General features: G+C 31.5%; 20 protein-coding genes and 5 tRNA genes. 3 read left to right on the top strand and 22 right to left on the bottom strand.

Annotation, left to right across the window (positions count from 1 at the left end):
• Positions 1-12 precede the first annotated feature (12 nt).
• From rpoB to Q0662_RS07770, 22 genes are all read right to left on the bottom strand, one after another.
• A complete protein-coding gene (gene rpoB, locus Q0662_RS07875) occupies positions 13-3822 on the bottom strand; it encodes a DNA-directed RNA polymerase subunit beta (RefSeq protein ID WP_298948525.1) in 3810 nt (1269 codons plus the stop codon).
• A 148-nt stretch (positions 3823-3970) separates the two neighbouring features.
• On the bottom strand, positions 3971-4348 hold the full coding sequence (gene rplL / locus Q0662_RS07870; RefSeq protein ID WP_298948522.1) for a 50S ribosomal protein L7/L12: 378 nt from the start codon (positions 4346-4348) through the stop codon (positions 3971-3973).
• Between the two features lie 50 nt (positions 4349-4398).
• Positions 4399-4917: a 50S ribosomal protein L10 gene (rplJ, locus tag Q0662_RS07865; protein WP_298948519.1), complete on the bottom strand. Its 519-nt coding sequence runs from the start codon at positions 4915-4917 to the stop codon at positions 4399-4401.
• A gap of 19 nt (positions 4918-4936) precedes the next feature.
• On the bottom strand, positions 4937-5626 hold the full coding sequence (gene rplA, locus Q0662_RS07860) for a 50S ribosomal protein L1 (RefSeq protein ID WP_298948516.1): 690 nt from the start codon (positions 5624-5626) through the stop codon (positions 4937-4939).
• Positions 5627-5646: 20 nt separating this feature from the next.
• Positions 5647-6084: a 50S ribosomal protein L11 gene (gene rplK / locus Q0662_RS07855; RefSeq protein ID WP_015480733.1), complete on the bottom strand. Its 438-nt coding sequence runs from the start codon at positions 6082-6084 to the stop codon at positions 5647-5649.
• A gap of 70 nt (positions 6085-6154) precedes the next feature.
• Positions 6155-6703: a transcription termination/antitermination protein NusG gene (gene nusG / locus Q0662_RS07850; RefSeq protein ID WP_298948510.1), complete on the bottom strand. Its 549-nt coding sequence runs from the start codon at positions 6701-6703 to the stop codon at positions 6155-6157.
• A gap of 9 nt (positions 6704-6712) precedes the next feature.
• Positions 6713-6901, bottom strand: a complete 189-nt coding sequence (secE, locus tag Q0662_RS07845) for a preprotein translocase subunit SecE (RefSeq protein ID WP_138534161.1) — start codon at positions 6899-6901, stop codon at positions 6713-6715.
• A gap of 17 nt (positions 6902-6918) precedes the next feature.
• Positions 6919-6991: transfer RNA gene (locus Q0662_RS07840), tRNA-Trp, on the bottom strand.
• 77 nt (positions 6992-7068) lie between these two features.
• Positions 7069-8256 (bottom strand): elongation factor Tu, encoded by a 1188-nt coding sequence (tuf, locus tag Q0662_RS07835; protein WP_298948450.1) that lies wholly within the window; start codon positions 8254-8256, stop codon positions 7069-7071.
• A gap of 61 nt (positions 8257-8317) precedes the next feature.
• Positions 8318-8390: transfer RNA gene (locus Q0662_RS07830), tRNA-Thr, on the bottom strand.
• A 69-nt stretch (positions 8391-8459) separates the two neighbouring features.
• A tRNA-Gly gene (locus Q0662_RS07825) sits at positions 8460-8532 on the bottom strand.
• Positions 8533-8545: 13 nt separating this feature from the next.
• A tRNA-Tyr gene (locus Q0662_RS07820) sits at positions 8546-8627 on the bottom strand.
• Between the two features lie 54 nt (positions 8628-8681).
• Positions 8682-8755: transfer RNA gene (locus Q0662_RS07815), tRNA-Thr, on the bottom strand.
• A gap of 106 nt (positions 8756-8861) precedes the next feature.
• On the bottom strand, positions 8862-9170 hold the full coding sequence (raiA, locus tag Q0662_RS07810; RefSeq protein ID WP_298948447.1) for a ribosome-associated translation inhibitor RaiA: 309 nt from the start codon (positions 9168-9170) through the stop codon (positions 8862-8864).
• Positions 9167-10060: a tyrosine-type recombinase/integrase gene (locus Q0662_RS07805; protein WP_298948445.1), complete on the bottom strand. Its 894-nt coding sequence runs from the start codon at positions 10058-10060 to the stop codon at positions 9167-9169. The genes raiA and Q0662_RS07805 overlap by 4 nt, the downstream gene beginning before the upstream one ends.
• Before the next feature lie 285 nt (positions 10061-10345).
• Positions 10346-10543 carry a 30S ribosomal protein S21 gene (rpsU, locus tag Q0662_RS07800; protein ID WP_298948443.1) on the bottom strand — a complete coding sequence of 66 codons (198 nt, stop codon included), beginning with the start codon at positions 10541-10543 and terminating at the stop codon, positions 10346-10348.
• Between the two features lie 422 nt (positions 10544-10965).
• Positions 10966-12132, bottom strand: a complete 1167-nt coding sequence (locus Q0662_RS07795; RefSeq protein ID WP_298948441.1) for an acyl-CoA dehydrogenase family protein — start codon at positions 12130-12132, stop codon at positions 10966-10968.
• A 19-nt stretch (positions 12133-12151) separates the two neighbouring features.
• Positions 12152-13069 (bottom strand): helix-hairpin-helix domain-containing protein, encoded by a 918-nt coding sequence (locus tag Q0662_RS07790; protein WP_298948438.1) that lies wholly within the window; start codon positions 13067-13069, stop codon positions 12152-12154.
• Positions 13070-13081: 12 nt separating this feature from the next.
• Positions 13082-14749: a sodium:alanine symporter family protein gene (locus tag Q0662_RS07785; RefSeq protein ID WP_298948435.1), complete on the bottom strand. Its 1668-nt coding sequence runs from the start codon at positions 14747-14749 to the stop codon at positions 13082-13084.
• Between the two features lie 66 nt (positions 14750-14815).
• The gene (locus tag Q0662_RS07780; RefSeq protein WP_298948433.1) at positions 14816-15733 is read right to left on the bottom strand and encodes an SDR family oxidoreductase; all 918 of its coding nucleotides are present in this window, start codon (positions 15731-15733) and stop codon (positions 14816-14818) included.
• Positions 15733-16731: a TrkA family potassium uptake protein gene (locus tag Q0662_RS07775; RefSeq protein WP_298948432.1), complete on the bottom strand. Its 999-nt coding sequence runs from the start codon at positions 16729-16731 to the stop codon at positions 15733-15735. The genes Q0662_RS07780 and Q0662_RS07775 overlap by 1 nt, the downstream gene beginning before the upstream one ends.
• Before the next feature lie 3 nt (positions 16732-16734).
• On the bottom strand, positions 16735-16956 hold the full coding sequence (locus Q0662_RS07770) for a PspC domain-containing protein (protein ID WP_298948430.1): 222 nt from the start codon (positions 16954-16956) through the stop codon (positions 16735-16737).
• 154 nt (positions 16957-17110) lie between these two features.
• On the opposite strand from Q0662_RS07770, the gene uvrA reads away from it, so the two are divergent.
• From uvrA to Q0662_RS07755, 3 genes are all read left to right on the top strand, one after another.
• Positions 17111-19930, top strand: coding sequence for an excinuclease ABC subunit UvrA (gene uvrA, locus Q0662_RS07765; RefSeq protein WP_298948428.1), 2820 nt, complete (start codon positions 17111-17113; stop codon positions 19928-19930).
• 102 nt (positions 19931-20032) lie between these two features.
• Positions 20033-20740, top strand: a complete 708-nt coding sequence (locus tag Q0662_RS07760) for a TIGR00730 family Rossman fold protein (protein WP_298948426.1) — start codon at positions 20033-20035, stop codon at positions 20738-20740.
• A 158-nt stretch (positions 20741-20898) separates the two neighbouring features.
• Positions 20899-23655, top strand: coding sequence for an aminopeptidase (locus Q0662_RS07755; RefSeq protein ID WP_298948424.1), 2757 nt, complete (start codon positions 20899-20901; stop codon positions 23653-23655).
• The last annotated feature ends 88 nt before the right edge of the window (positions 23656-23743 follow it).

Raw genomic sequence — 23743 nt, 5'->3', positions numbered from 1 at the left:
AACTATTAAAAATTATTCTTCTAATCTAACGTCTAATCCTAAACCTTTCAATTCGTGCATTAATACGTTAAATGATTCTGGTAAACCTGGTTCTGGCATAGCTTCACCTTTCACAATACTTTCGTATGTTTTAGCTCTACCCATAACATCATCAGACTTAACAGTCAAGATTTCTCTTAAGATACTCGATGCTCCATAAGCTTCAAGTGCCCAAACTTCCATCTCTCCAAAACGCTGACCCCCAAATTGTGCTTTACCACCTAATGGTTGTTGTGTAATTAATGAGTAAGGACCAATAGAACGTGCGTGCATTTTATCTTCAATCATGTGTCCTAATTTAATCATATAAATTACCCCAACTGTTGCTGGTTGATCAAAACGTTTTCCTGTTCCTCCATCATATAAATAAGTGTGTCCAAATCTTGGTACACCTGCATCATCTGTATATTTGTTGATTTCGTCTAAAGACGCTCCATCAAAAATAGGTGTTGCATATTTTTTGTCTAATTTTTGACCTGCCCAACCTAGAACAGTTTCGTAAATTTGACCAATATTCATACGAGATGGTACCCCTAATGGGTTAAGAACAATGTCTACTGGAGTTCCGTCTTCTAAGAAAGGCATATCTTCTGCTCTTACAATACGTGCAACAATACCTTTGTTTCCATGACGACCTGCCATTTTATCTCCTACTTTTAATTTACGTTTTTTAGCAATGTAAATTTTAGCAAGTTTTAAGATTCCGGCTGGTAATTCATCTCCTACAGAGATTGTAAATTTTTGACGACGTAAAGAACCCTGTAAATCGTTTACTTTAATCTTATAATTATGAACTAACTCACCAACTAATTTATTTAAGTCGCTATCTGTTGTCCAAGAACCTGTTAAGTGAACATAATCGTCTACAGAATTTAACATTTTTAGGGTGTATTTTTTACCTTTTGGTAAAACTTCTTCACCTAAATCGTTAAACACACCTTGCGATGTTTTTCCGCTAATTAGTGCAAATAACTTTTCTATTAATTGATCTTTTAAAGTTTCGAATTTAGAAACGAAAGATTGCTCTAAAGTTGCTACTGCTTCTTTATCTCTTAATCTTTTGTTTTTATCTTTTACCGCTCTCTTAAATAATTTTTTATCGATTACGACCCCTCTTAATGATGGCGAAGCTTTTAATGATGCGTCTTTTACATCACCTGCTTTATCACCAAAAATAGCGCGTAATAATTTTTCTTCTGGAGTTGGATCAGATTCTCCTTTTGGGGTAATTTTTCCAATTAAGATATCACCAGGATTTACTTCTGCTCCAATTCTTATCATTCCATTTTCATCTAAGTCTTTGGTTGCTTCTTCAGAAACGTTAGGAATATCATTAGTTAACTCTTCTGTTCCTAATTTTGTATCTCTAACATCTAAAGAATACTCATCAATATGAATAGATGTAAATATATCTTCGCGAACTACTTTTTCTGAAATTACAATTGCATCCTCAAAGTTATACCCTTTCCAAGGCATAAAGGCTACTTTCATATTTCTACCTAAAGCTAATTCTCCTTTTTGTGTTGCATAACCTTCACAAAGTACTTGACCTTCTGTAACTCTGTCTCCTTTTTCTACAATTGGTTTCAGGTTAATAGAAGTACCTTGGTTGGTTTTTCTAAACTTAATTAAGTCGTAAGAAACTTGATCAGAATCAAAACTTACCATTTTTTCTTCTTCTGTTCTATCGTACTTAATGGTTATTTTATTTGCATCTACATATTCTACTACACCTTCTCCTTCTGCATTTATTAAAATACGAGAATCTTTTGCTACTCTTCTTTCTAAACCAGTTCCTACAATAGGAGATTCTGGGCGTAATAATGGTACTGCTTGACGCATCATGTTAGATCCCATTAATGCACGGTTTGCATCATCATGCTCTAAAAATGGTATTAAAGATGCAGATATAGAGGCAATTTGATTTGGAGCCACATCCATATAATTAATCTCTTCAGGATTAACAACAGGGAAATCTCCTTCTTCACGAGCAATAACTCTATCTAAAACAATAGCGCCATCTTCTTTAAGTTCTAAATTAGATTGGGCAATTTTCATACCTTCTTCTTCTTCTGCACTTAAATAAATAGGCTCTTTACCAGCTACAACACCGTTTTCTACTTTTCTGTAAGGAGTTTCTATAAACCCTAAATTATTTACCTTAGCAAATACTGATAGAGAAGAAATTAAACCAATGTTTGGTCCCTCTGGAGTTTCAATCGGACATAAACGACCATAGTGTGTATAGTGCACGTCACGCACCTCAAAACCTGCTCTTTCTCTAGATAAACCACCTGGTCCAAGTGCAGATAATTTACGTTTGTGAGTAATCTCTGCTAATGGATTGGTTTGGTCCATAAATTGAGATAATTGGTTGGTACCAAAGAATGAGTTAATTACAGATGATAATGTTTTTGCATTAATTAAATCGATTGGTGTAAACACTTCGTTATCACGTACATTCATACGCTCACGAATTGTTCTAGCCATACGTGCTAAACCAACACCAAACTGACCAGCTAATTGCTCTCCTACAGTTCTTACACGTCTGTTAGATAAGTGATCAATATCATCTACCTCTGCTTTAGAGTTGATCAATTGTATTAAAAACTTGATAATTGTAATAATATCTAGTTTTGTTAATACTTTTTGATCCATATCAACATCTAACTGAAGTTTTGTGTTCATTCTAAAACGACCAACTTCACCTAAATTATAACGTTGTTCAGAGAAGAATAACTTATCTATAATACCTCTTGCAGTTTCCTCATCTGGCGGTTCTGCATTACGTAATTGTCTATAGATATGTTCTACAGCTTCTTTTTCTGAGTTTGTAGGATCTTTTTGTAATGTGTTATGAATAATTGCATAATCTGCCATTTGATTATCTTCTTTATGAAGTAATACTGTTTTGGCACCTGCATCAATTATTTCATCAATATGGTCTTTTTCTAAGATTGTATCACGATCAAAAACAATTTCGTTTCTTTCGATTGATACAACTTCTCCTGTATCTTCATCTACGAAATCTTCATGCCAAGTTTTTAAAACTCTAGCCGCAAGTTTTCTACCTAATACTTTTTTTAATCCAGCTTTAGAAACTTTTACTTCTTCTGCAAGATCAAAAATTTCTAATATATCTTTATCTCTCTCGAACCCAATGGCTCTAAATAATGTTGTTACTGGTAATTTTTTCTTTCTATCAATATAAGCATACATTACTTGATTGATATCGGTAGCAAATTCTATCCAAGATCCTTTAAAAGGAATAACTCTTGCAGAATATAATTTTGTACCGTTTGCATGGAAAGATTGCCCAAAAAATACACCAGGAGATCTGTGTAATTGAGAAACCACCACACGCTCTGCACCATTAATTACAAAGGTACCAGAGTTTGTCATGTAAGGAATTGTACCAAGATATACGTCTTGTACAATAGTTTCGAAATCTTCGTGTTCTGGATCTGTACAGTATAATTTTAAACGTGCCTTTAGAGGAACACTGTGTGTAAGACCTCTTTCTATACATTCTTGTATAGAGTATCTTGGTGGGTCTACAAAGTAGTCTAAAAATTCTAATACGAATTGATTTCTTGTATCTGTAATTGGAAAGTTATCCATAAAGGTTTTGTACAAACCTTCTTCACCTCTTTCTTCTGCCTTTGTTTGAAGTTGGAAAAAATCTTGAAAAGATTTTACCTGAATATCCAAAAAATCTGGATATTCTTTTATCATTTGAGAAGTTGCGAAGTTGATTCTTTCAGTAGTGTTTTTCGTTGCCAAAAGAGAATATTTTTTTGATTAAAATCTGAATTAAAATAAAGAACGAATATATACACAAAATGGTTTAGGCCTAAAAACTGTTATTTTTAGTACCTAAACCTAAATTTGTTTTCCCGTTTTTCGATAATTCGAAATCGGGAGTAATAGCTTACTTAAGCTCTACCTCAGCTCCTGCTTCTTCTAAAGATGCTTTTAAACCTTCAGCTTCGTCTTTAGAAACACCTTCTTTAACTGCAGCTGGTGCGCTATCTACGATACCTTTAGCTTCTTTTAATCCTAAACCAGTTAATTCTTTAACTAATTTTACAACTGCTAGTTTAGAACCACCTGCTGCTTTTAAGATTACATCAAATTCTGTTTGCTCATCTGCACCACCGTCAGCACCACCTGCTGCTGGTCCTGCTACTGCTACTGCTGCTGCTGCAGGCTCAATACCATACTCATCTTTTAAGATAGTAGCTAATTCGTTAACTTCTTTTACTGTTAAGTTAACTAATTGTTCTGCGAAATCTTTTAAATCTGCCATTTTAATTGTTTTTAAAAATTTTGTTTATTTTAGTTTATTTGTGCGCGTAATTATTTTTCAGATAAAGTTTTAATAATACCTGAAAGTGTTTGTCCACCTGATTGTAATGCTGAAACAACATTTTTAGCAGGAGACTGTAATAATCCAATGATTTCTCCAATAAGTTCTTCTCTAGATTTAATATCTACTAAAGCATCTAATTGTTCATCACCAATATAAATAGACTCTTCTGCAAAAGCCCCTTTTAATAATGGTCTATCTTTAGATTTTTTTCTAAATTCTTTGATTAATTTTGCAGGAGCATTTGCTGCTTCTGAAATCATCATAGAAGTGTTTCCTTTTAATACTGTTGGTAAGTCTCCAAAATCTTTGTCTGAAGCTTCCATTGCTTTTGCAAGTAAAGTATTTTTTACAACTGATAGCTGAATACCTGCTTTAAAACAAGCTCTACGTAAATTAGAGGTAGTTCCTGCATCTAAACCAGAAATATCTGCTAAATATAAAGTATTAGTATCTGCTAATGTTGCTGTTAAATCTTGTATTACTTGTGATTTCTCTTCTCTAGTCATAATTATAAGTTTTAACGTATTAAACAGATTTAAACTCAACAGCTACACTAGGACTCATTGTACTAGACATAAATACACTTTTTACATATGTACCCTTTGCAGTTGTAGGTTTCAATTTCATAATTGTTTGTAATAATTCATTTGCATTTTCTTCAATTTTCTTTGCATCAAAAGATACTTTTCCAATTGCCGCATGAACAATACCTGTTTTATCAACTTTAAAGTCGATTTTACCAGCTTTTACATCTTGAACAGCTTTTGCAACATCCATTGTTACAGTACCTGTTTTTGGGTTAGGCATTAAACCTCTAGGACCTAAAACTCTACCTAAAGGACCTAATTTACCCATAACACTAGGCATTGTTATAATAACGTCTACATCTGTCCATCCTCCTTTAATTTTTTGAAGGTATTCATCTAATCCCACATAATCTGCGCCAGCTGCTGTAGCTTCTGCTTCTTTATCTGGAGTTACCAATGCTAAAACTTTTACATCTTTACCAGTTCCGTGAGGTAATGTTACTACACCTCTAACCATTTGATTAGCTTTACGTGGATCTACTCCTAAACGTATTGCCAAATCTACAGATGCATCAAACTTTACATTAGTAATGTCTTTGACTAGCGCTGAAGCAGCAGCTAAATCATAAGATTTAGAGCTATCTAACTTTGCGTAAGCTTCTTTTTGCTTTTTTGTTAATTTTGCCATTTTACTACTTTTTATAAAGTTTATGCTGGTGCATTACCTTTTACTGTTAATCCCATAGAACGTGCTGTACCTGCAATCATTTTCATAGCTGAAGTAACTTCAAAGGCATTTAAATCTACCATTTTGTCTTCTGCGATTACTTTAATTTGATCCCAAGTAACAGATGCTACTTTTTTTCTGTTTGGTTCTCCTGAACCTTTTTTAATTTTGGCCGCTTCTAGTAACTGAACTGCTGCAGGAGGAGTTTTTACAACAAAATCAAACGATTTGTCTTTGAAAACAGTAATAACAACAGGTAAAACTTTACCTTGTTTGTCTTGCGTTCTTGCATTAAACTGTTTACAGAACTCCATAATGTTAACACCAGCAGCACCTAAAGCGGGTCCAACCGGCGGCGATGGATTCGCTGCGCCTCCCCTTACTTGTAACTTAACTACTTTACTAACTTCTTTTGCCATTTTAAAAATGTTTAATGATTTATTTTAAGTTGGAAGCCAAAAAATAAATCGATATATATTTGTGTAACAATTATATCTTTTCTACTTGCATATAGCTTAATTCTAATGGTGTTTTTCTTCCGAATATTTTCACCATTACCTCAAGCTTACGCTTTTCTTCATTCACTTTTTCTATAGTTCCGTCAAATCCGTTAAATGGACCATCTACAACTTTTACTGTTTCTCCAACGTTAAATGGAATTGCAATATTTTCATCTTGCACAGAAAGTTCATCAACTTTACCTAGCATTCTATTCACTTCTGATTTTCTCATTGGAACAGGTTCACCACCTTTGGTTTCACCTAAAAAACCAATAACACCAGTTATTGCTTTTATAACGTGAGGTACTTCTCCTGAAAGATTAGCCTCTACCATTATGTACCCTGGAAAATAAACTCTTTCTCTGTTTACTTTTTTACCATTTCTAATTTGTACAACTTTTTCTGTTGGTACAATTACTTGGTTTACGTAATCTGATAAACCTACTCTAGAAATTTCTGTTTCTATGTAAGCTTTCACTTTATTTTCTTGTCCTCCAATGGCTCTAACAACATACCATTTCATCACTGAATCAGCCATAATTTATTATTAAAATAATTTGAAAAAGTTATCTAACCCAGTTTGAAAAACATAATCTATACCTGCTACAGCTAATGCAAATAATATTGTAAAAACAGCTACAGTTACAGTAGTTTTTTGAGCTTCTTCTTTTGAGATCCAAGTCATGTGATTATTTAACTCTTCAAAAGAATCTTTGATATATTGTATAAAGTTCATCTTACTTTTATATTTTGCACGGATTGAGAGACTCGAACTCCCGACACCTGGTTTTGGAGACCAGTGCTCTACCAACTGAGCTAAACCCGTTTATTATTTCATTTATAAAGGCATCCCGAAAAAATCGGGACACCCTTTTAAATTATAATTAGTAAATTAAGTTACTCTTAATCTAATAATTCAGTTACTTGACCAGCTCCTACAGTTCTACCACCTTCACGGATAGCGAAACGTAAACCTACATTTAATGCAATCGGCTGTATTAAGTCTACTGTTATTGTTAAGTTATCACCTGGCATTACCATTTCAACTCCATCAGGTAAGTTAATAGTACCTGTTACATCTGTAGTTCTTACATAGAACTGTGGACGGTAGTTATTATGGAATGGCGTATGACGACCACCTTCTTCTTTTTTAAGAACATAAACTTCTGCTTTGAATTTAGCATGTGGAGTTACAGAACCTGGCTTACAGATTACCATACCTCTTTTAATATCTTCTTTTGCAATACCTCTTAATAGGATACCAGCATTATCTCCAGCCTCACCTCTATCTAAGATTTGACGAAACATTTCGATACCAGTGATAGTAGATGATAATTTCTCTGCACCCATACCAATAATATCTACAACATCTCCAGTATTAGCGATTCCAGTTTCGATACGTCCAGTTGCTACTGTACCACGACCTGTAATTGAGAATACATCTTCAATTGGCATTAAGAAATCTTTATCAACCTCTCTTGTAGGCTCTTCAATCCACTCATCACAAGCAGCCATTAATTCTAAAACAGTATCAACCCATTTTTGCTCACCATTTAAAGCTCCTAAAGCAGAACCAGAAACAACAGGACCATTATCTCCATCATAATCATAGAAAGATAATAATTCTCTAACCTCCATATCTACTAATTCTAAAAGCTCCTCATCGTCTACCATATCAACTTTGTTTAAGAAAACAACGATACGTGGAATACCTACCTGACGTCCTAATAAGATGTGCTCTCTAGTTTGTGGCATAGGACCATCTGTAGCCGCAACTACTAATATAGCACCATCCATTTGAGCAGCACCTGTTACCATGTTCTTTACATAATCCGCGTGACCTGGACAGTCTACGTGAGCATAGTGACGGTTAGCTGTTTGATATTCTACGTGAGAAGTGTTAATTGTAATACCTCTTTCTTTTTCTTCTGGAGCATTATCAATCTGATCAAAAGATCTAGCTTCAGAGAAACCTGCATCAGCTAATACTTTAGTAATAGCCGCAGTTAAAGTAGTTTTACCGTGATCTACGTGTCCGATAGTACCAATGTTTAAGTGTGGTTTCGAACGGTCAAAAGTTCCTTTTGCCATAATTATTAATTTTAATTCTTAGTTTAAATATATTTAGTGTCTAATAATACTTTTTAAAGTGAGCCAATGATGGGATTTGAACCCATGACCTCATCCCTACCAAGGATGCGCTCTACCAACTGAGCTACATCGGCAATTAATTTACTACTGCCGATTTAGATTTACGATTTGTATTTCTTGTTTCGTAACTCGTAAATTATTTGAGCGAAAGACCGGGTTCGAACCGGCGACATTCAGCTTGGAAGGCTGACGCTCTACCAACTGAGCTACTTTCGCAATATGTAAATTGTGGGGAGAGCAGGATTCGAACCTGCGAAGACATAGTCAACGGAGTTACAGTCCGTCCTCGTTGGCCGCTTGAGTATCTCCCCTTTCATTTACTATTTCAATGAACTAAATTGCATTTGCAATTTATTTTACTTTAGAGCCGATGGAGGGACTCGAACCCACGACCTGCTGATTACAAATCAGCTGCTCTAGCCAGCTGAGCTACATCGGCTGTTTTAACAAAAAAACAATCCGCTATTTCTAACGGACTGCAAATGTATAAAGTTTTTTTATATTCTAAAACTTTTTATAATTTTTTTTTACTTTTTTTTATCATTTTATGATATTAATGAATCTCTGTGTTTTTCTTTAGATCTTTTGAGCTGTCTTTTAAGGTTTTCTACAGCTAAATTAATACCTTCTTCAAATGTCTTTGTTTCTCTTTTTATGATTAATTCTTTACCTGGAATATTTATTTTAACTTCTGTAATTTTATTTTCTTTATCGCTTGTATTTTGAACTTTTAAAAAAACTTCTGCATCTACAATTTTGTCGTGAAATTTTGATAAGGCTGAAACTTTTGTTTTTACAAACTCAATTAACTTGTGATCTGCATTAAAATTTACGGATTGGGAGAATACTTTCATACGTCATCTTTTTTTACGCTCTTTGGATGAGCTTGGTTATACACTTTTTTTATTGCATCAAGACTATTGTGCGTATAGACTTGTGTTGAGGCTAAGGATGAATGCCCTAGTAGTTCTTTTACAGAATTTAAATCTGCACCTTCGTTTAAAAGGTGGGTTGCAAAAGAGTGTCTTAATATATGAGGACTCTTTTTTACCTTTTCTGAGACTCTACTAAAGTAAGAATTTATAATTCTATAAACAAGTGTTTCGTATATTTTATTTCCTTTTGATGTTATAAATAGGTATTCTGATTTTACTGAAATTTTATTTTTTTCTTCTTGATAACTCTTTAATAGTTGAATTACTGAAGCTAACAAAGGCACATACCTTTCTTTATTTCTTTTTCCTAGAACTTTTATTGTTTTGTCTATAAGGTTTATATCTCTTTCTTTTAAGTTAATGAGTTCTATTCTTCTAATTCCTGTAGAGTATAAAAGTTCTATTAAAAGTTTATTTCTTAAGCTTGTAAAATTGTCTTCTTCTGTAAAACTATTTATAGCATTATTTACTTCTTTTACTGTAAATGGTACTTGTACTTTTTTGGGTGTTTTTAAGGATTTATGTTTTGATAATGGATTTTTTTCTATATGTGCTGTTTTTTGAAGAAATTTATAGAATGATTTTAGCGAACTAATTTTTCTATTTATGCTTCTATTAGTTATTTTTTGATTTACCAAAGCAACTATCCAAGTTCTAATTTGTGAATAATGCACCTCTGCTAAATCTTCCACCTTATACTCTGTTTCTATAAAATCTTTAAACGCTAGCAAATCGTTTTTATAGGCTATTATAGTATGTGTAGCATATTTTTTTTCTAAAGATAAATATTCTAAGAAAGACTGTATCACAGTATTTGTTGTTGTTTGTGTAAAACTACAAAATTTTGTTTATAAAAAAATCCCTAGAAATAAATTCTACGGATTATTATTTTAAGCTAAAACTCTGATGTAAAATCGGGATTAGTTCAACTTACAATTTTGAATACGACCTTTGGTCTTTTTAAATTAGAAGCAAGAAAAAACCTCATACAAATTTTGTATGAGGTTTATATTTATAGATCCCGATGTAAAATCGGGATTAGTTCAACTTACAATTTTGAATGCTACCTTTGGTCTTTTCAAAATTGAGTTTCACTAACCTACTTCTTCTTGTGTTCTTAATCTTTGAACGTAAGATGCTTTGATTCTTTGAGCTCTTTTAGCTACAGACGGCTTTGTAAAGTTTTTTCTGTTACGTAAGTTTTTCATTGTTTTTGTTCTGTCGAACTTTCTTTTGTAACGCTTTAACGCTCTATCTATATTCTCTCCATCTTTTACTGGAATAATTAACATAAGTTGGCACCTCCCTTCATAAGTATCTTTATATTTTTATAGTAATTAAACTATTTGTTTTTATTTTTTGGACTGCAAATGTAATTATTAATTATGAATTACAATTTTTTTATTGATTTTATTTTAAAAACGTTACGCGTTAGGGATTGAAGTGGCATCCTTTTTTTATAAAATATAAAAGTTGCAATTCACATGACAATAAGCTTTTTAATAAACAAATACTAAAATAAGTTTAGATTAAAAAAAAGATATAACGTAAAGCCCGACCTTTAGGGAACGCCCAAATTAGTCTGTAGGCTTTAGTTTATTAGTAGTTAGTTGAGTTGATGTTAAATTACGTTGCTGGCTTATACTCTTTGTCGTCAATTATCATTTTTGCGATAATTTAAGAATTATTTTCGCAAAAAGGCTAATTATAAAAACTACGTTGCTGGCTTATACTCTTTACCATCAATTACCATTTTTGCGATAATTTCTTTTAAAATTTCAGAAGTACCTCCTCCTATTGGGCCTAACCTACTATCTCTTAACAAACGAGCCATTGGATATTCTTCCATATAACCATAACCACCTAATAACTGTAAGGCGTCATAAATAACTTCGTCTGCCATTTTTGTTGATAATAGCTTAGACATACTTGCTTCTTTTACAACATAGTTACCTTGGTCTAATCTTTTTGCTATAGAGTAGTTGTACTCTCTACACATATCTACTCTACTTGCCATCTCTGCAATTTTGTGCCTAAGTGCTTGAAATTTATCTAAAGACTTACCAAACGCAACTCTTTCTTGCATGTATTTAATAACGTAATCTACTGCAAACTCTGCTCTTGCATGTGCATTTACGCCCATTAAAAGCCTTTCTAAGGCAAAATGTTGCATAATATATGGAAAGCCTTTCCCTTCTTCGCCTAATAAATTTTCTTGGGGAATTTCTACGTTATCGAAAGCAATTTCTCCTGTGTCTGATGCACGCCAACCTAATTTGTCTAATTTGGTTGCAGATACACCTTTCGTATTTCTATCTACCACAAAAATACTAATCCCTTTATATTTTTCTGATGGGTCTGTTTTTGCAGCTACAATTAAATAGTCTGAATAAACACCATTTGTAATAAATGTTTTAGAGCCATTTAAAATATATTTATCTCCTTTTTTTATAGCTGTAGAACGCATGCCTGCAACATCTGAACCACCAAATGGTTCTGTTACACATAAACAACCGATTTTAGCACCCTCTACACTTGGTACTAAATATTTTTGTTTTGTTGCTTCGCTTGCTTCTTTGTTTAAGTGCGTCATTGCTAAATACTCATGAGCCCACATTGCTGCAGCAAAACCACCTGAATTTATTTTTTGCATTTCTTCTAAAAAAACAACTGTGTAAAAAAGGTCTAGATTTAAACCACCATATTCTTCTGGAGTAGATAAGCCAAAGTAGCCCATTTCTCCAAATTTTTTCCAAATGAAACGTTCTATACTTCCGGTTTTCTCCCATTTTTCTACATGAGGAACTACTTCTTTTTGTAAAAAATCTTTGAAACTTGCACGAAAAGCTTCATGCTCTTCTGTAAAATACATACTTTTCATTCAGTGCTTTTTTAGTTGTTTATTCAGCCACCAAATATAAGACTATTCTGTCATATTTATCTACAGGAAAACCCTCGATGTTTATTAATTCTTTTATGTCTTGAAGTTCAGCAACTTGATCTCTGTAATCGAAAATCTTTTTACAAAGCTCGTAATCTATGTATGGATTTTTTAATAATTGCCTGAATGTTACTATGTTTACGTTCTCTTTTTTTATGATTGGCTTTTCTATAATTTTAAAAGTTTTTAATACCTTTTCTGCCACATCTTTTTTTAAACCCCACACTTCAAAGAGTTGACTGTTCAAAGAAAATCCTTGTAATTTAGAACGATACTTAATAATTCTTTCTGACAACTTCTCTCCTACACCATATATAGTTTTAAAATCTTCTTGTGAAGCCTTATTAATATCTGTTGATGTTATTATATGTTTGGGGGTATTGTGGTATGAATTTCCTCTATATTTTTTTGTTTTACTAGTAATCGTATTTATACTGCTCTGTTGATTTCTATTTCTTTCCACTACCCAATCTGGAAATTTAAAATATGGAGCAATTTTATTTAGTAAGGTGTCTGAGACTTTGGTTACTTTTTGAAATTCTTCTTTTGAATTTACAAACTTATTCGTTTTCCTGAAGGTTAACAAACGATCTATCTCATTTAAAGACATTCCTAATTGTTCTCCTTTATAGTCTGTTATGTAATTGGGGTTGAATGGATATCTTTTAGGTTTTCTATGCTCTAGTTCAATTCTTTTTAAACTATCAATTTGGTTTCGAAATGCTACTACTTCTGGAGAGTTCATATCAATTTTTCCTTCAGAAGAAAAGTCTGTAAAGAAAATAATTGCTTGAAAAATCAAAATAATTATTACTAAAAGAAAAATCCCATTTCTTTGGCTTTTGTTATACCAGAAATGGGATTTTAATAATTTCATATAAATTGTTTTTTACATATGCTCATTGATATCAACAGCACCATCTTCTATTGCTTCTTCTTTTTTGTTGATAGCATTCATGTATTTACTAAGCTCTTTCTTAATAACTGGAGATAACATAATTACACCAATAATGTTTGGTACTACCATTGCAAAAATCATAGCGTCAGAAAAGTCGATTACTGCTCCTAAACTAATAGATGCCCCCACAACAACAAACATTAAAAATAATACTTTATAAACTAAATCTGTAATTTTACCTTTTCCGAATAAGAATTTCCAACCTTGCATACCATAGTAAGACCAAGAAATCATTGTAGAAAACGCAAATAGTATTACAGCAATTGTTAACACTACAGAGAAATGAGGTATTACAGAATCGAACGCTATAGCTGTTAACTCTACACCTTCTTTAATTTCTACTCCATATTGCATAAACTGACCATCGAAATTTGTTATAATAATTACCAAGGCAGTCATAGTACAAATTACTACTGTATCTACAAAGGGTTCTAATAAAGCAACAATCCCTTCACTTGCAGGGTATTTAGTTCTTACTGCAGAGTGTGCAATTGCTGCAGATCCCACACCAGCTTCGTTAGAAAATGCTCCTCTACGTATACCTTGTATCATCACCCCAATTAAACCACCTGCTATCCCTAAACCAGAAAAGGCACCTTCATAAATTAAAGCAAAGGCATCGTCTATTAAACTAAAATTAGCAAACAAGATAATTAAAGCCGCTAACACATAAATACCCGCCATAAAAGGCACTACTTTTTCTGTTACAGAAGCAATTCTTTTAATACCTCCAATAATTACAACTGCTACTAAAACAGCCATTACTATACCAAAATACAAACCTGCATTTGGTCCTGTTAGTTCAAATAATTTTGTAAACTGTGCGGCTGCTTGGTTTGCTTGAAACATGTTTCCACCACCAAATGAACCTCCAATTACAAAGATTGCAAATAGTACAGCTAAAACTTTACCAAAACCACCAGCTCCTTTTTCTTTTAATCCTTTGGTTAAATAGTACATTGGACCTCCATAAACAGTGCCATCTTCACCAACATCTCTATATTTTACCCCTAATGTACATTCTGCAAATTTTGATGCCATTCCTAAAAGACCAGCAACTATCATCCAAAATGTAGCTCCTGGCCCACCAATGGATAAAGCTACTGCTACACCAGCAATATTACCTAAACCAACTGTAGCAGATAATGCTGCCGTTAAGGCTTGAAAGTGAGAAACTTCACCATCAACACTTTCATCTCTAATTGTTTCAATTAAATCGCCGCCTGGAGTTTGATCTCCATATGCTTTTTCATTATTTTCTTCATCTACAATTTTTTGTTGAGCATTTTCACCATAAAGATTATCTACACCATGTTTTTCTATATCTTCATACTTACCTCTAACGACCTGTATCGCTGTTAAAAAACCAGTAAAATTGATAAACTTAAAGTAAATTGTAAAAAATAAAGCACCACCAATTAATACAATTAAAACCCATGGTATTTGAAAGGTATCAGAAAACGGAATTTCATAAAAAATAGCATCTACAAACCAGCCTGTATAATTTTTAAAAGTAGCATCAATGCTATCTGTTGTACTTTGTGCAAATGATATCATTGGAAATACTAAAAGCATTAACGAAAGAAGTTTTTTCTTCATAATATGTTTAATTGTTTTTTAATTAGTGGCTTGCAATATCATAAAAAATTGCGCTTTTAACAACTTTTATGAGTTAAATGTGGTTTTTATTAATTTTTCTTTAAACCTTTTTAAGTCTTCTGTAAAGGATTTAGGGTAGAAACTTAATTGTGAATTTGTTTTGGTTAAATCGAAACCTGTTTTTGCAGGTCTTGGTGCTGTTTGATTTAAAGTTGCAGTTGAAATTGGTTTTATAAAGTCTTTATTTAAACCAAAACAATTGGCAATTTCTTGCGCAATTTGATAAACACTTAATAATGTATTGGATGCTATATTAAAAATTCCTATCGCTTTTTTATCGATAGCAATTTTACAAGCCATTGCTAAATCTACCACATAAGTTGGCATTCTATATTGATCATCTACAATGGTGATTTCTTGTTGGTTTTCTAACATTTTTTTTACCCAAAGCACAATGTTGTTTCTACTCAAATCGTACACCTTACCATACACTAAAATAGTTCTTAAAATTGTAAAATCTATGGTTGAATTGGTTAACACCTCTTCTGATTTTAATTTAGACAAGCCATAATAGCTTAAAGGATTGGGCGCATCTGTTTCTTTATAATATCCTTTTTTACCATCAAAAATAAAATCTGTAGAAATTTGTATTAAATGGCAATTTATAGTTGATGATATTTCTGCCAACCATTTTACAACGTCTACATTTAAAGTATCACAGGCTTTTTTATTGGTTTCGCAATCATCTACCTGGGTCATTGCCGCTGTGTTTATAATAAAATCAGGATTTATTTTTTCTACTTCGTTCTTTAGACGGTTTTTATCAGTAATATCAATAGAAACATAATCGAAATCGGTTCTACCACTTCTATTTTTTCCTCTAGAAAAACCAAAAACTTGGTAGTTTTCTTTTTCTTGTAACAATAACTCTAACAAAGATTGCCCTAACAACCCATTACTACCTGTTATAATTACTTTTTTCATTAAAATAATTGTCTAAGTTTTATAATTTGTTCTGGTCTTCCTAAAACTATTAAATGCGAGCCTTCAATTAATTTTATATCTGCTTCTGGGTTTATTACATAATCCTTATCAGGATTTTTAAAGCCAATAACTGTACAACCTGTTTGTCTTCTTAAATCTAAATCTAAAATAGTTTGATTAATGTATTTTTTTGGTAAATCATCTACAGCGATTTCTTCTAAATTCGCAGTAGTTTCTCCTTCTATTGTTAAACGATCTACAAACTCAATAACATCTGGTGTAGTAACTAAAGACGCCATGTGATTACCTCCTAATTTATCTGGCATAATAACATTATTTGCACCTGCGATTTTAAGTTTACTGTAAGAAGATTCGTTAGAGGCTCTACTAATAATTGTACAATTTTTATTTAACTGACTTGCTGTTAAAACAACAAATAAATTATTAGCATCAGAAGGCAAGGCTGTAATTAAAAACGATGCATTTTTAATACCCGCTTTTAGTAAAGTTTCGTCTAAAGTTGCATCACCTTCTATGTTTAAAATATTTTCTGAGTCTAAAAAATCGACAATTTCTTTGTCTTTTTCTACAACAACAAATTTCTTGTTGTAATTATTTAACTTTACAATGGCTTGTTTACCGTTTCTACCAAAACCACAAACAATAGTATGGCCTTTTAAATATCCTATTTGCTTCTCCACTTTTCTGTGTTTAAAATGTTCAAATAATTTACCGCTTACCAAATATTCTGAAAATGCAGAAACTGCATAACCAAAAAGGGTAATACTGGTTAAAATTAAAAAAATTGTAAATACTTTTTCTTCTGGAGAAAAAGGTTTGAGTTCTCCAAAGCCCACTGTTGTTACTGTAATTACAGTCATGTAAACAGCATCTATAAAATTGTAATTAGACAAACCCATATACCCCATGATACCAATGGCTAATACAGAGGTTACCAAAATGGCTATTTTTTTTATTTTAGATTGTAGAATTGGCATATTTTATAAGTCGAAAACCGAACTTCTTTTTGTGTAAATTTTATCTTTTAATTTTAATAAAAATGCCATAGTTAAATACAAACCAAAAGACAAACCTACTGTAAAAAATGTAACATAAATAAAAAACAAACGTACGTTTACAGCTCTCATGCCTAATCTATCTGCCAATCTAGAAAAAACACCAAAACCATTTCTTTCAAAATAATGTCTTAGGGTATTGATCATTTTTATTAAAATATACGGCAAGATACTATTTATTAGAGTTTTTTCAATAAAAAAATAACTGCTTTCACATAAAAACATTGTTAAAGGTTTATAGTTTGGTATAGAAATTAAATATCTATTGATTAACTTTGCTTTTTTCTGAAAAAACCCACATTTGAAAGAGCAAGAATTTATAGAAGTTTACGGAGCAAGAGCACACAATTTAAAGAATATTGATGTAAAAATACCCCGTGAAAAACTCGTTGTAATAACAGGTTTAAGTGGTAGTGGAAAATCATCTTTAGCTTTTGACACCATTTATGCTGAAGGACAAAGACGCTACATTGAAACTTTTTCTGCCTATGCAAGACAATTTTTAGGTGGTTTAGAAAGACCTGATGTAGATAAAATTGATGGTTTATCGCCAGTAATTTCTATTGAGCAAAAAACCACCAATAAAAGCCCGCGTTCTACAGTGGGTACAATTACAGAAATTTACGATTTTTTACGACTTTTATTTGCAAGAGCCGCAGATGCTTATTCTTACAACTCCAACGAAAAAATGGTAAGTTATTCTGATGAGCAAATAAAACAATTAATTTTAAAGGATTTTAACGGAAAAAAAATAGCCGTCTTAGCACCTTTAATTAAGTCTAGAAAAGGGCACTATCGTGAACTTTTTGAACAAATTTCTAAACAAGGTTTTGTAAGAGTTCGTGTTGATGGAGAAATAAGAGAGCTAGAAAAAGGCATGAAATTAGATCGTTACAAAACTCATGATATTGAGGTTGTAATTGATAGATTGGCTGTAAACAATTCTATAGGCAAACGTTTAGACGAAACCATAAAAACCGCCTTGTATTCTGGCAACAATATCATGATGGTTATCGATGTAGATACGAATGAACCTCGCTATTTTAGTAGAGAATTAATGTGTCCAACCACAGGAATTGCCTATCCAAATCCAGAACCGAATACATTTTCTTTTAACTCGCCAAAAGGCGCTTGTAGTTCTTGCAACGGGTTAGGAATTACCAATGAGATCAACCTAAAAAAAGTAATACCCAATGATGCTATTTCTATTAAAAATGGTGGAATTGCACCTTTAGGAGAACAAAAAAATAGTTGGATTTTTAAACAAATTCAAAACATTGCAGAGCGTTATCAATTTACATTAACAGACCCAATAAAAAATATTCCAAAACAAGCCTTAGAAATTATTTTAAATGGCGGAAACGAATCTTTTGAAATCGCATCTAAAACTGTTGGCGTTCGAAGAAATTATAAAATAGATTTTGAAGGTATTATCGCCTTTATTACAAATCAATATGATCACGCAGAAAGTACATCTATTAAACGTTGGGCAAAAAACTATATGGATGAAGTTACATGTTCTAACTGTAAAGGCAAACGTTTAAAAAAAGAAGCGCTTCATTTTAAAATTTTAGATAAAAACATAAGCGATTTAGCACAAATGGATGTGACTGAATTAGCTGCCTGGTTTAAAACTATAGAAAAAAAATTATCTAAAAAACAAATTACAATTGCCACAGAAATTCTAAAAGAAATAAGAACTAGAATTCAGTTTTTACTGGATGTTGGCTTAGATTATCTAACTTTAGACAGGACTTCTAAATCGCTTTCTGGCGGAGAAGCACAAAGAATACGTTTGGCTACACAAATTGGCTCTCAGCTTGTGGGCGTTTTATATATTTTAGATGAACCTAGTATTGGTTTACATCAAAGAGATAATCAAAAACTAATAGATTCTTTAGTAAAATTAAGAGATATTGGTAACTCAGTTTTGGTGGTAGAACATGACCAAGACATGATAGAAAATGCTGATTTTGTTTTTGATATTGGCCCAGGAGCAGGAAGACATGGAGGAGAAATTGTTTCTGCAGGCACTTTTAAAGAGCTTAAAAAACAAAGAACATTAACTGCAGATTATATTACAGGGAAAAAGAAAATTGAAGTTCCTGCTAAAAGAAGAGAAGGAAATGGAAAAACCATCAAACTAAAAGGTGCATCTGGTAACAATTTAAAAAATGTTTCTGTAGAATTTCCATTAGGAAAAATGATTTGTGTAACTGGGGTTTCAGGTAGTGGAAAATCTACATTAATTAATGAAACTTTATACCCAATTTTAAATGCACATATATACAGAGGTGTAAAAATACCAATGCCTTACAAGAAAATTGAAGGTTTAGAACACGTAGACAAAGTTATTGATATAGATCAATCTCCAATTGGCAGAACACCTCGTTCTAACCCAGCAACTTACACAAAAACTTTTGACGAAATTAGAAGCTTGTTTGCAAAAACTCCAGAAGCCGCCATACGCGGTTACAAACCTGGGCGTTTTTCTTTTAATGTAAAAGGCGGCAGATGTGAAACTTGTCAAGGTGGTGGAGTTCGCGTAATAGAAATGAACTTTTTACCAGATGTACAAGTAGAATGCGAAACTTGCCAGGGAAAGCGTTTTAATAGAGAAACTCTAGAAATTAGATACAAAGGAAAATCAATTTCTGATGTTTTAAATATGACCATTGAAGACGCTACAGATTTCTTTGAAAATATTCCTAAAATACATAGAAAATTAAAAACCATTAAAGATGTAGGCTTAGGCTATATTACTCTTGGCCAACAATCTACCACTCTTTCTGGTGGTGAAGCACAACGCATAAAATTGGCTGCAGAACTTTCTAAAAGAGATACTGGAAACACCTTTTATATTTTAGATGAACCTACAACCGGTCTTCATTTTGAAGACATTAGAGTTCTCATGGAAGTTTTAAATAAATTAGCAAACAAAGGAAACACTGTACTCATTATTGAACATAATTTAGATGTTGTAAAATTAGCAGACTATGTTATTGATGTTGGTATGGAAGGTGGTAAAAAAGGTGGTAAAATACTAACTACGGGAACTCCAGAAGAAGTTGCTCTACATAAAAAAAGTTATACTGCTCAGTTTTTAAAGAAACTGTTGTAACAATCTAATTCAACTATTAACTATTACTTCTTAAAGTACTTAAAAAAGAATTAAATTAGCATACTAATTTTAAAAAAAAATTAGTTTTAAAAAATTTTTAAAATGACAAATGACGATAGAAAAATAAGAGAAAAATTACAGCAAAAAACCTGGAACGAAATAAAAACAAACGATTCTTGGGCCATTTTTAAAATTATGGCAGAGTTTGTAGAGGGTTATGAAACTTTAAGTAAAATTGGCCCTTGTGTATCTATTTTTGGTTCTGCAAGAACAAAACCAGATCATCCATATTATATTTTAGCAGAAGAAATTGCATTTAAATTAACTCAAAATGGTTATGGTGTTATTACAGGTGGAGGCCCAGGTATTATGGAAGCTGGAAATAAAGGTGCAAACAGAGGCAAAGGAATTTCTGTAGGTTTAAATATTGATCTTCCTTTTGAACAACACAATAATCCTTGGATTGACGCAGGTAAAAGTTTAGATTTCGATTACTTTTTTGTTCGCAAAGTAATGTTTGTAAAATACTCACAAGGTTTTATTGTAATGCCTGGTGGTTTTGGTACTATGGATGAACTTTTTGAAGCAATAACCTTAATCCAGACTCATAAAATTGGACGTTTTCCAATAATTTTGGTAGGTAAAAAGTTTTGGGGAGGCTTATTAGATTGGATTAAAAATACACTTTTAGAAGAAGGAAATATTAGTGAAAAAGACTTAAATCTTTTTAGATTAGTAGATACTGCAGAAGAAGCGATAGCTCACTTAAATAAATTTTATTCTAAATACCAATTAAAACCAAACTTTTAAAAGACTTTTAAAAGAATATGTCTTATTTTTTAATTGCTTATTCATGCTCTTCACATGGACAAACAAGTTAAAAAAACAAACCTAAAAATTTTATTAAAATATAATTGACAAAGTTTACTTACATATCTATTACGTTATTTCTTTGTAGTTTTTATTGCATGTCGCAACAAAACAACATCACTATTAAAGCAAGTTTAAACACAGATAAAAACACACTTTTAATTCAACAAGAAGTTTTATATTTTAATAATTCTAAAGACACTTTAACACGTCTTTTTTTTCATAATTGGCCTAATAGTTTTAAAGATAGAAAAACACCTTTAGCTAAAAGATTTATTAAAGATTTTAGAAAAGACCTCTATTTTGCAAATCCAAAGAATTTAGGGTATACTTCTATCAAAAATATTTCTATCGATTTTAAAAGTGTTGTTTATAACGAACTAAAGAACAAGCCAGACATTTTAGAGTTATTTTTAGACACCCCTTTATTACCAGGAAATCAGAAAAAAATTACATTAACCTATTCTGTAAAATTACCCAACCATAAGTTTACCAATTACGGTTTTAGCAAAAATAAATTTAATTTAAGATATTGGTATATAAGCCCAGCAATTTACAAAAACGGTTGGCAATTAATGAGCAACTTAAATTTAGATGATCTGTATGAAGATTTTACAACATTTAACATCCACTTTACGCTACCAAAACATTTAAATTTAGTTAGTAGTTTAAAAGCAACTAAAACAAGTAATACAACAACAAACACATATAACCTTAAGGGTACAAATGAAAAAGATGTTATCATTAATATTGCAGAAAATAATACTTTTAAAGAATTCATAACAGATAAAAATACTATACAAACTAATATTTTAGAAGAAGATATTGGCAAAGAACTTACAGAAAAAATTTTAAATAGAGAGTTACAGTTTTTAGAAAATCACCTGGGTAAACTCCCCATAAAAAATATTTTTATAGACGAGGTAATGCGTAAGAAAAACCCCATTTATGGATTAAGCCAATTACCTGAATTTATTAGTCCTTTTTCAGACGTTTTCAAATATGATTTAACCCTCTTTAAAGTACTCTCTAAAAGATATATCAAAAAATCTTTATTGTTAAACAGCAGAAAAGAATATTGGTTGATAGATGGTATACAAAACTATTTGATGATAGAATATATTAACCAATATTACCCAGAAGTTAAATTGTTGGGTAAAGCATCAAACTCCTGGTTTTTAAAAAGATATAATATTTCTAAACTAAAGTTTAACGAGAAATATCCTTTTGTATATCAATTTACAGCTAGAAAATTTTTAGATCAATCACTTACAACCTCTGCAGATTCTTTATCAAATTTTAATAGAAAAATTGTTAATACATACAAAGCTGGTTTGGGTTTTGTGTATTTAAAAGGTTTTTTAGGAGATACTGTTTTAAACAAATCTATTAAAGAATTTTATCAAAAAAATAAATGCAAAATTGCCTCTAGCAAAGAGTTTAAAAATGTATTACAAAAAAATACCACGAAAGATGTCGAATGGTTTTTTGGCGATTTTCTAAAAACAAACAAAAAGATAGACTACACAATAGAAGATGTTGAAAAAGATGGAGATAGCTTAAAAGTTACCATAAAAAACAAAAGAAACATTACTACACCTGTAGCTTTTTATGGTTTAAAAAATAATAAAATTACCTTAAAAAAATGGCTGCCTAATATAAAGGATCAAACCACTATTTCTGTTGCTAAAAATCAATTTGATCAATTGGCATTAAATTACGAAAACATATATCCAGAATACAATACGTTTGATAATTATTACAATATCAAAAAGAATTTTTTTAACAAACCGTTTAAATTTACATTAATAAAAGATGTAAAAGCGCCAGACTATAACCAACTATTTTACCAGCCTACTGTTTCTTATAATTTTTACGACGGATTAATTTTAGGAGTTAAATTGCACAACAAACCTTTAATAAAAAGGAATTTAGAGTTTAAAGTTTCTCCAGGGTTTGCTTTAAAAAGTCAAAAAGTAAATGGCTCTTTTAATGTTTTGTACAATCAATTTTTCGAAAAAACAAGTATTTACAAAATAGCTTACGGTGTTGTAGGAGGCACCTTACAATATGCACCAGATTTATCTTACAGTTCCTTAATACCTTATGTAGATGTAATTTTTAAAAGAAAATCTTTAAGAGATGCTTCAAATGAATTTATTAGAGCAAAAATGGTTCACATCAATAAAGAGGTTGCACCAACAGCTATAAAAACAGACCAAGACAATTACAATGTTTTCAGTGTAAGTTACAATTACATTAATCCAGATATTATAAAAGAAAACAGGTATATTTTTAGCACAGAGGTTTCTAAAAGTTTTTCTAAAATAGCTGCAGATATAAGGTACCGAAAACTAACAACCTCAGACACCCAATTAGATTTTAGAATTTTTGCAGGTGCTTTTTTACACAACAATTCCAATGGCGATTATTTTAGTTTTGGTTTAGACAGGGCTAATGATTATTTGTTTGAATTAAATTATTACGGACGTTCAGAAGATTCGGGTATTTTTAGTCAACAATATATTATTACAGAAGGTGGTTTTAAAACGGTACTACCAACTAGGTTTGCAAATCAATACATGCTGTCTTTAAACTCTAGTATTGGTCTTTGGAGATGGGTAGAGTATTATAATGATGTTGCTTTTTTAAAAAGTAAGCAAAAACCAGTATTTTTTGGGTATGAAAATGGTATTCGCTTAAACTTTATACACAATATATTTGAAATCTATTTTCCCTTATACTCCAATAACGGTTGGGAAATTTCTCATCAATCCTATTCACAAAAAATAAGATTTACTTTTACTGGCGAAATAAGTAGGGTTTTCAATTTTTTTAGGAGAGGTTTTTTCTAAAAATTAAAAAAACAGGTTTTTATTGCATTATTCTTAATAATTGAATGATTTTTTACAAAAACATTACAAAATGTTTAATATATTAATA

Source organism: uncultured Polaribacter sp., from assembly GCF_947503855.1.
In the GTDB taxonomy this organism is placed as follows: Bacteria; Bacteroidota; Bacteroidia; order Flavobacteriales; family Flavobacteriaceae; genus Polaribacter.
Note: the sequence above shows the minus strand (reverse complement) of the source record. Positions and strands in the feature narration are given on the sequence as shown.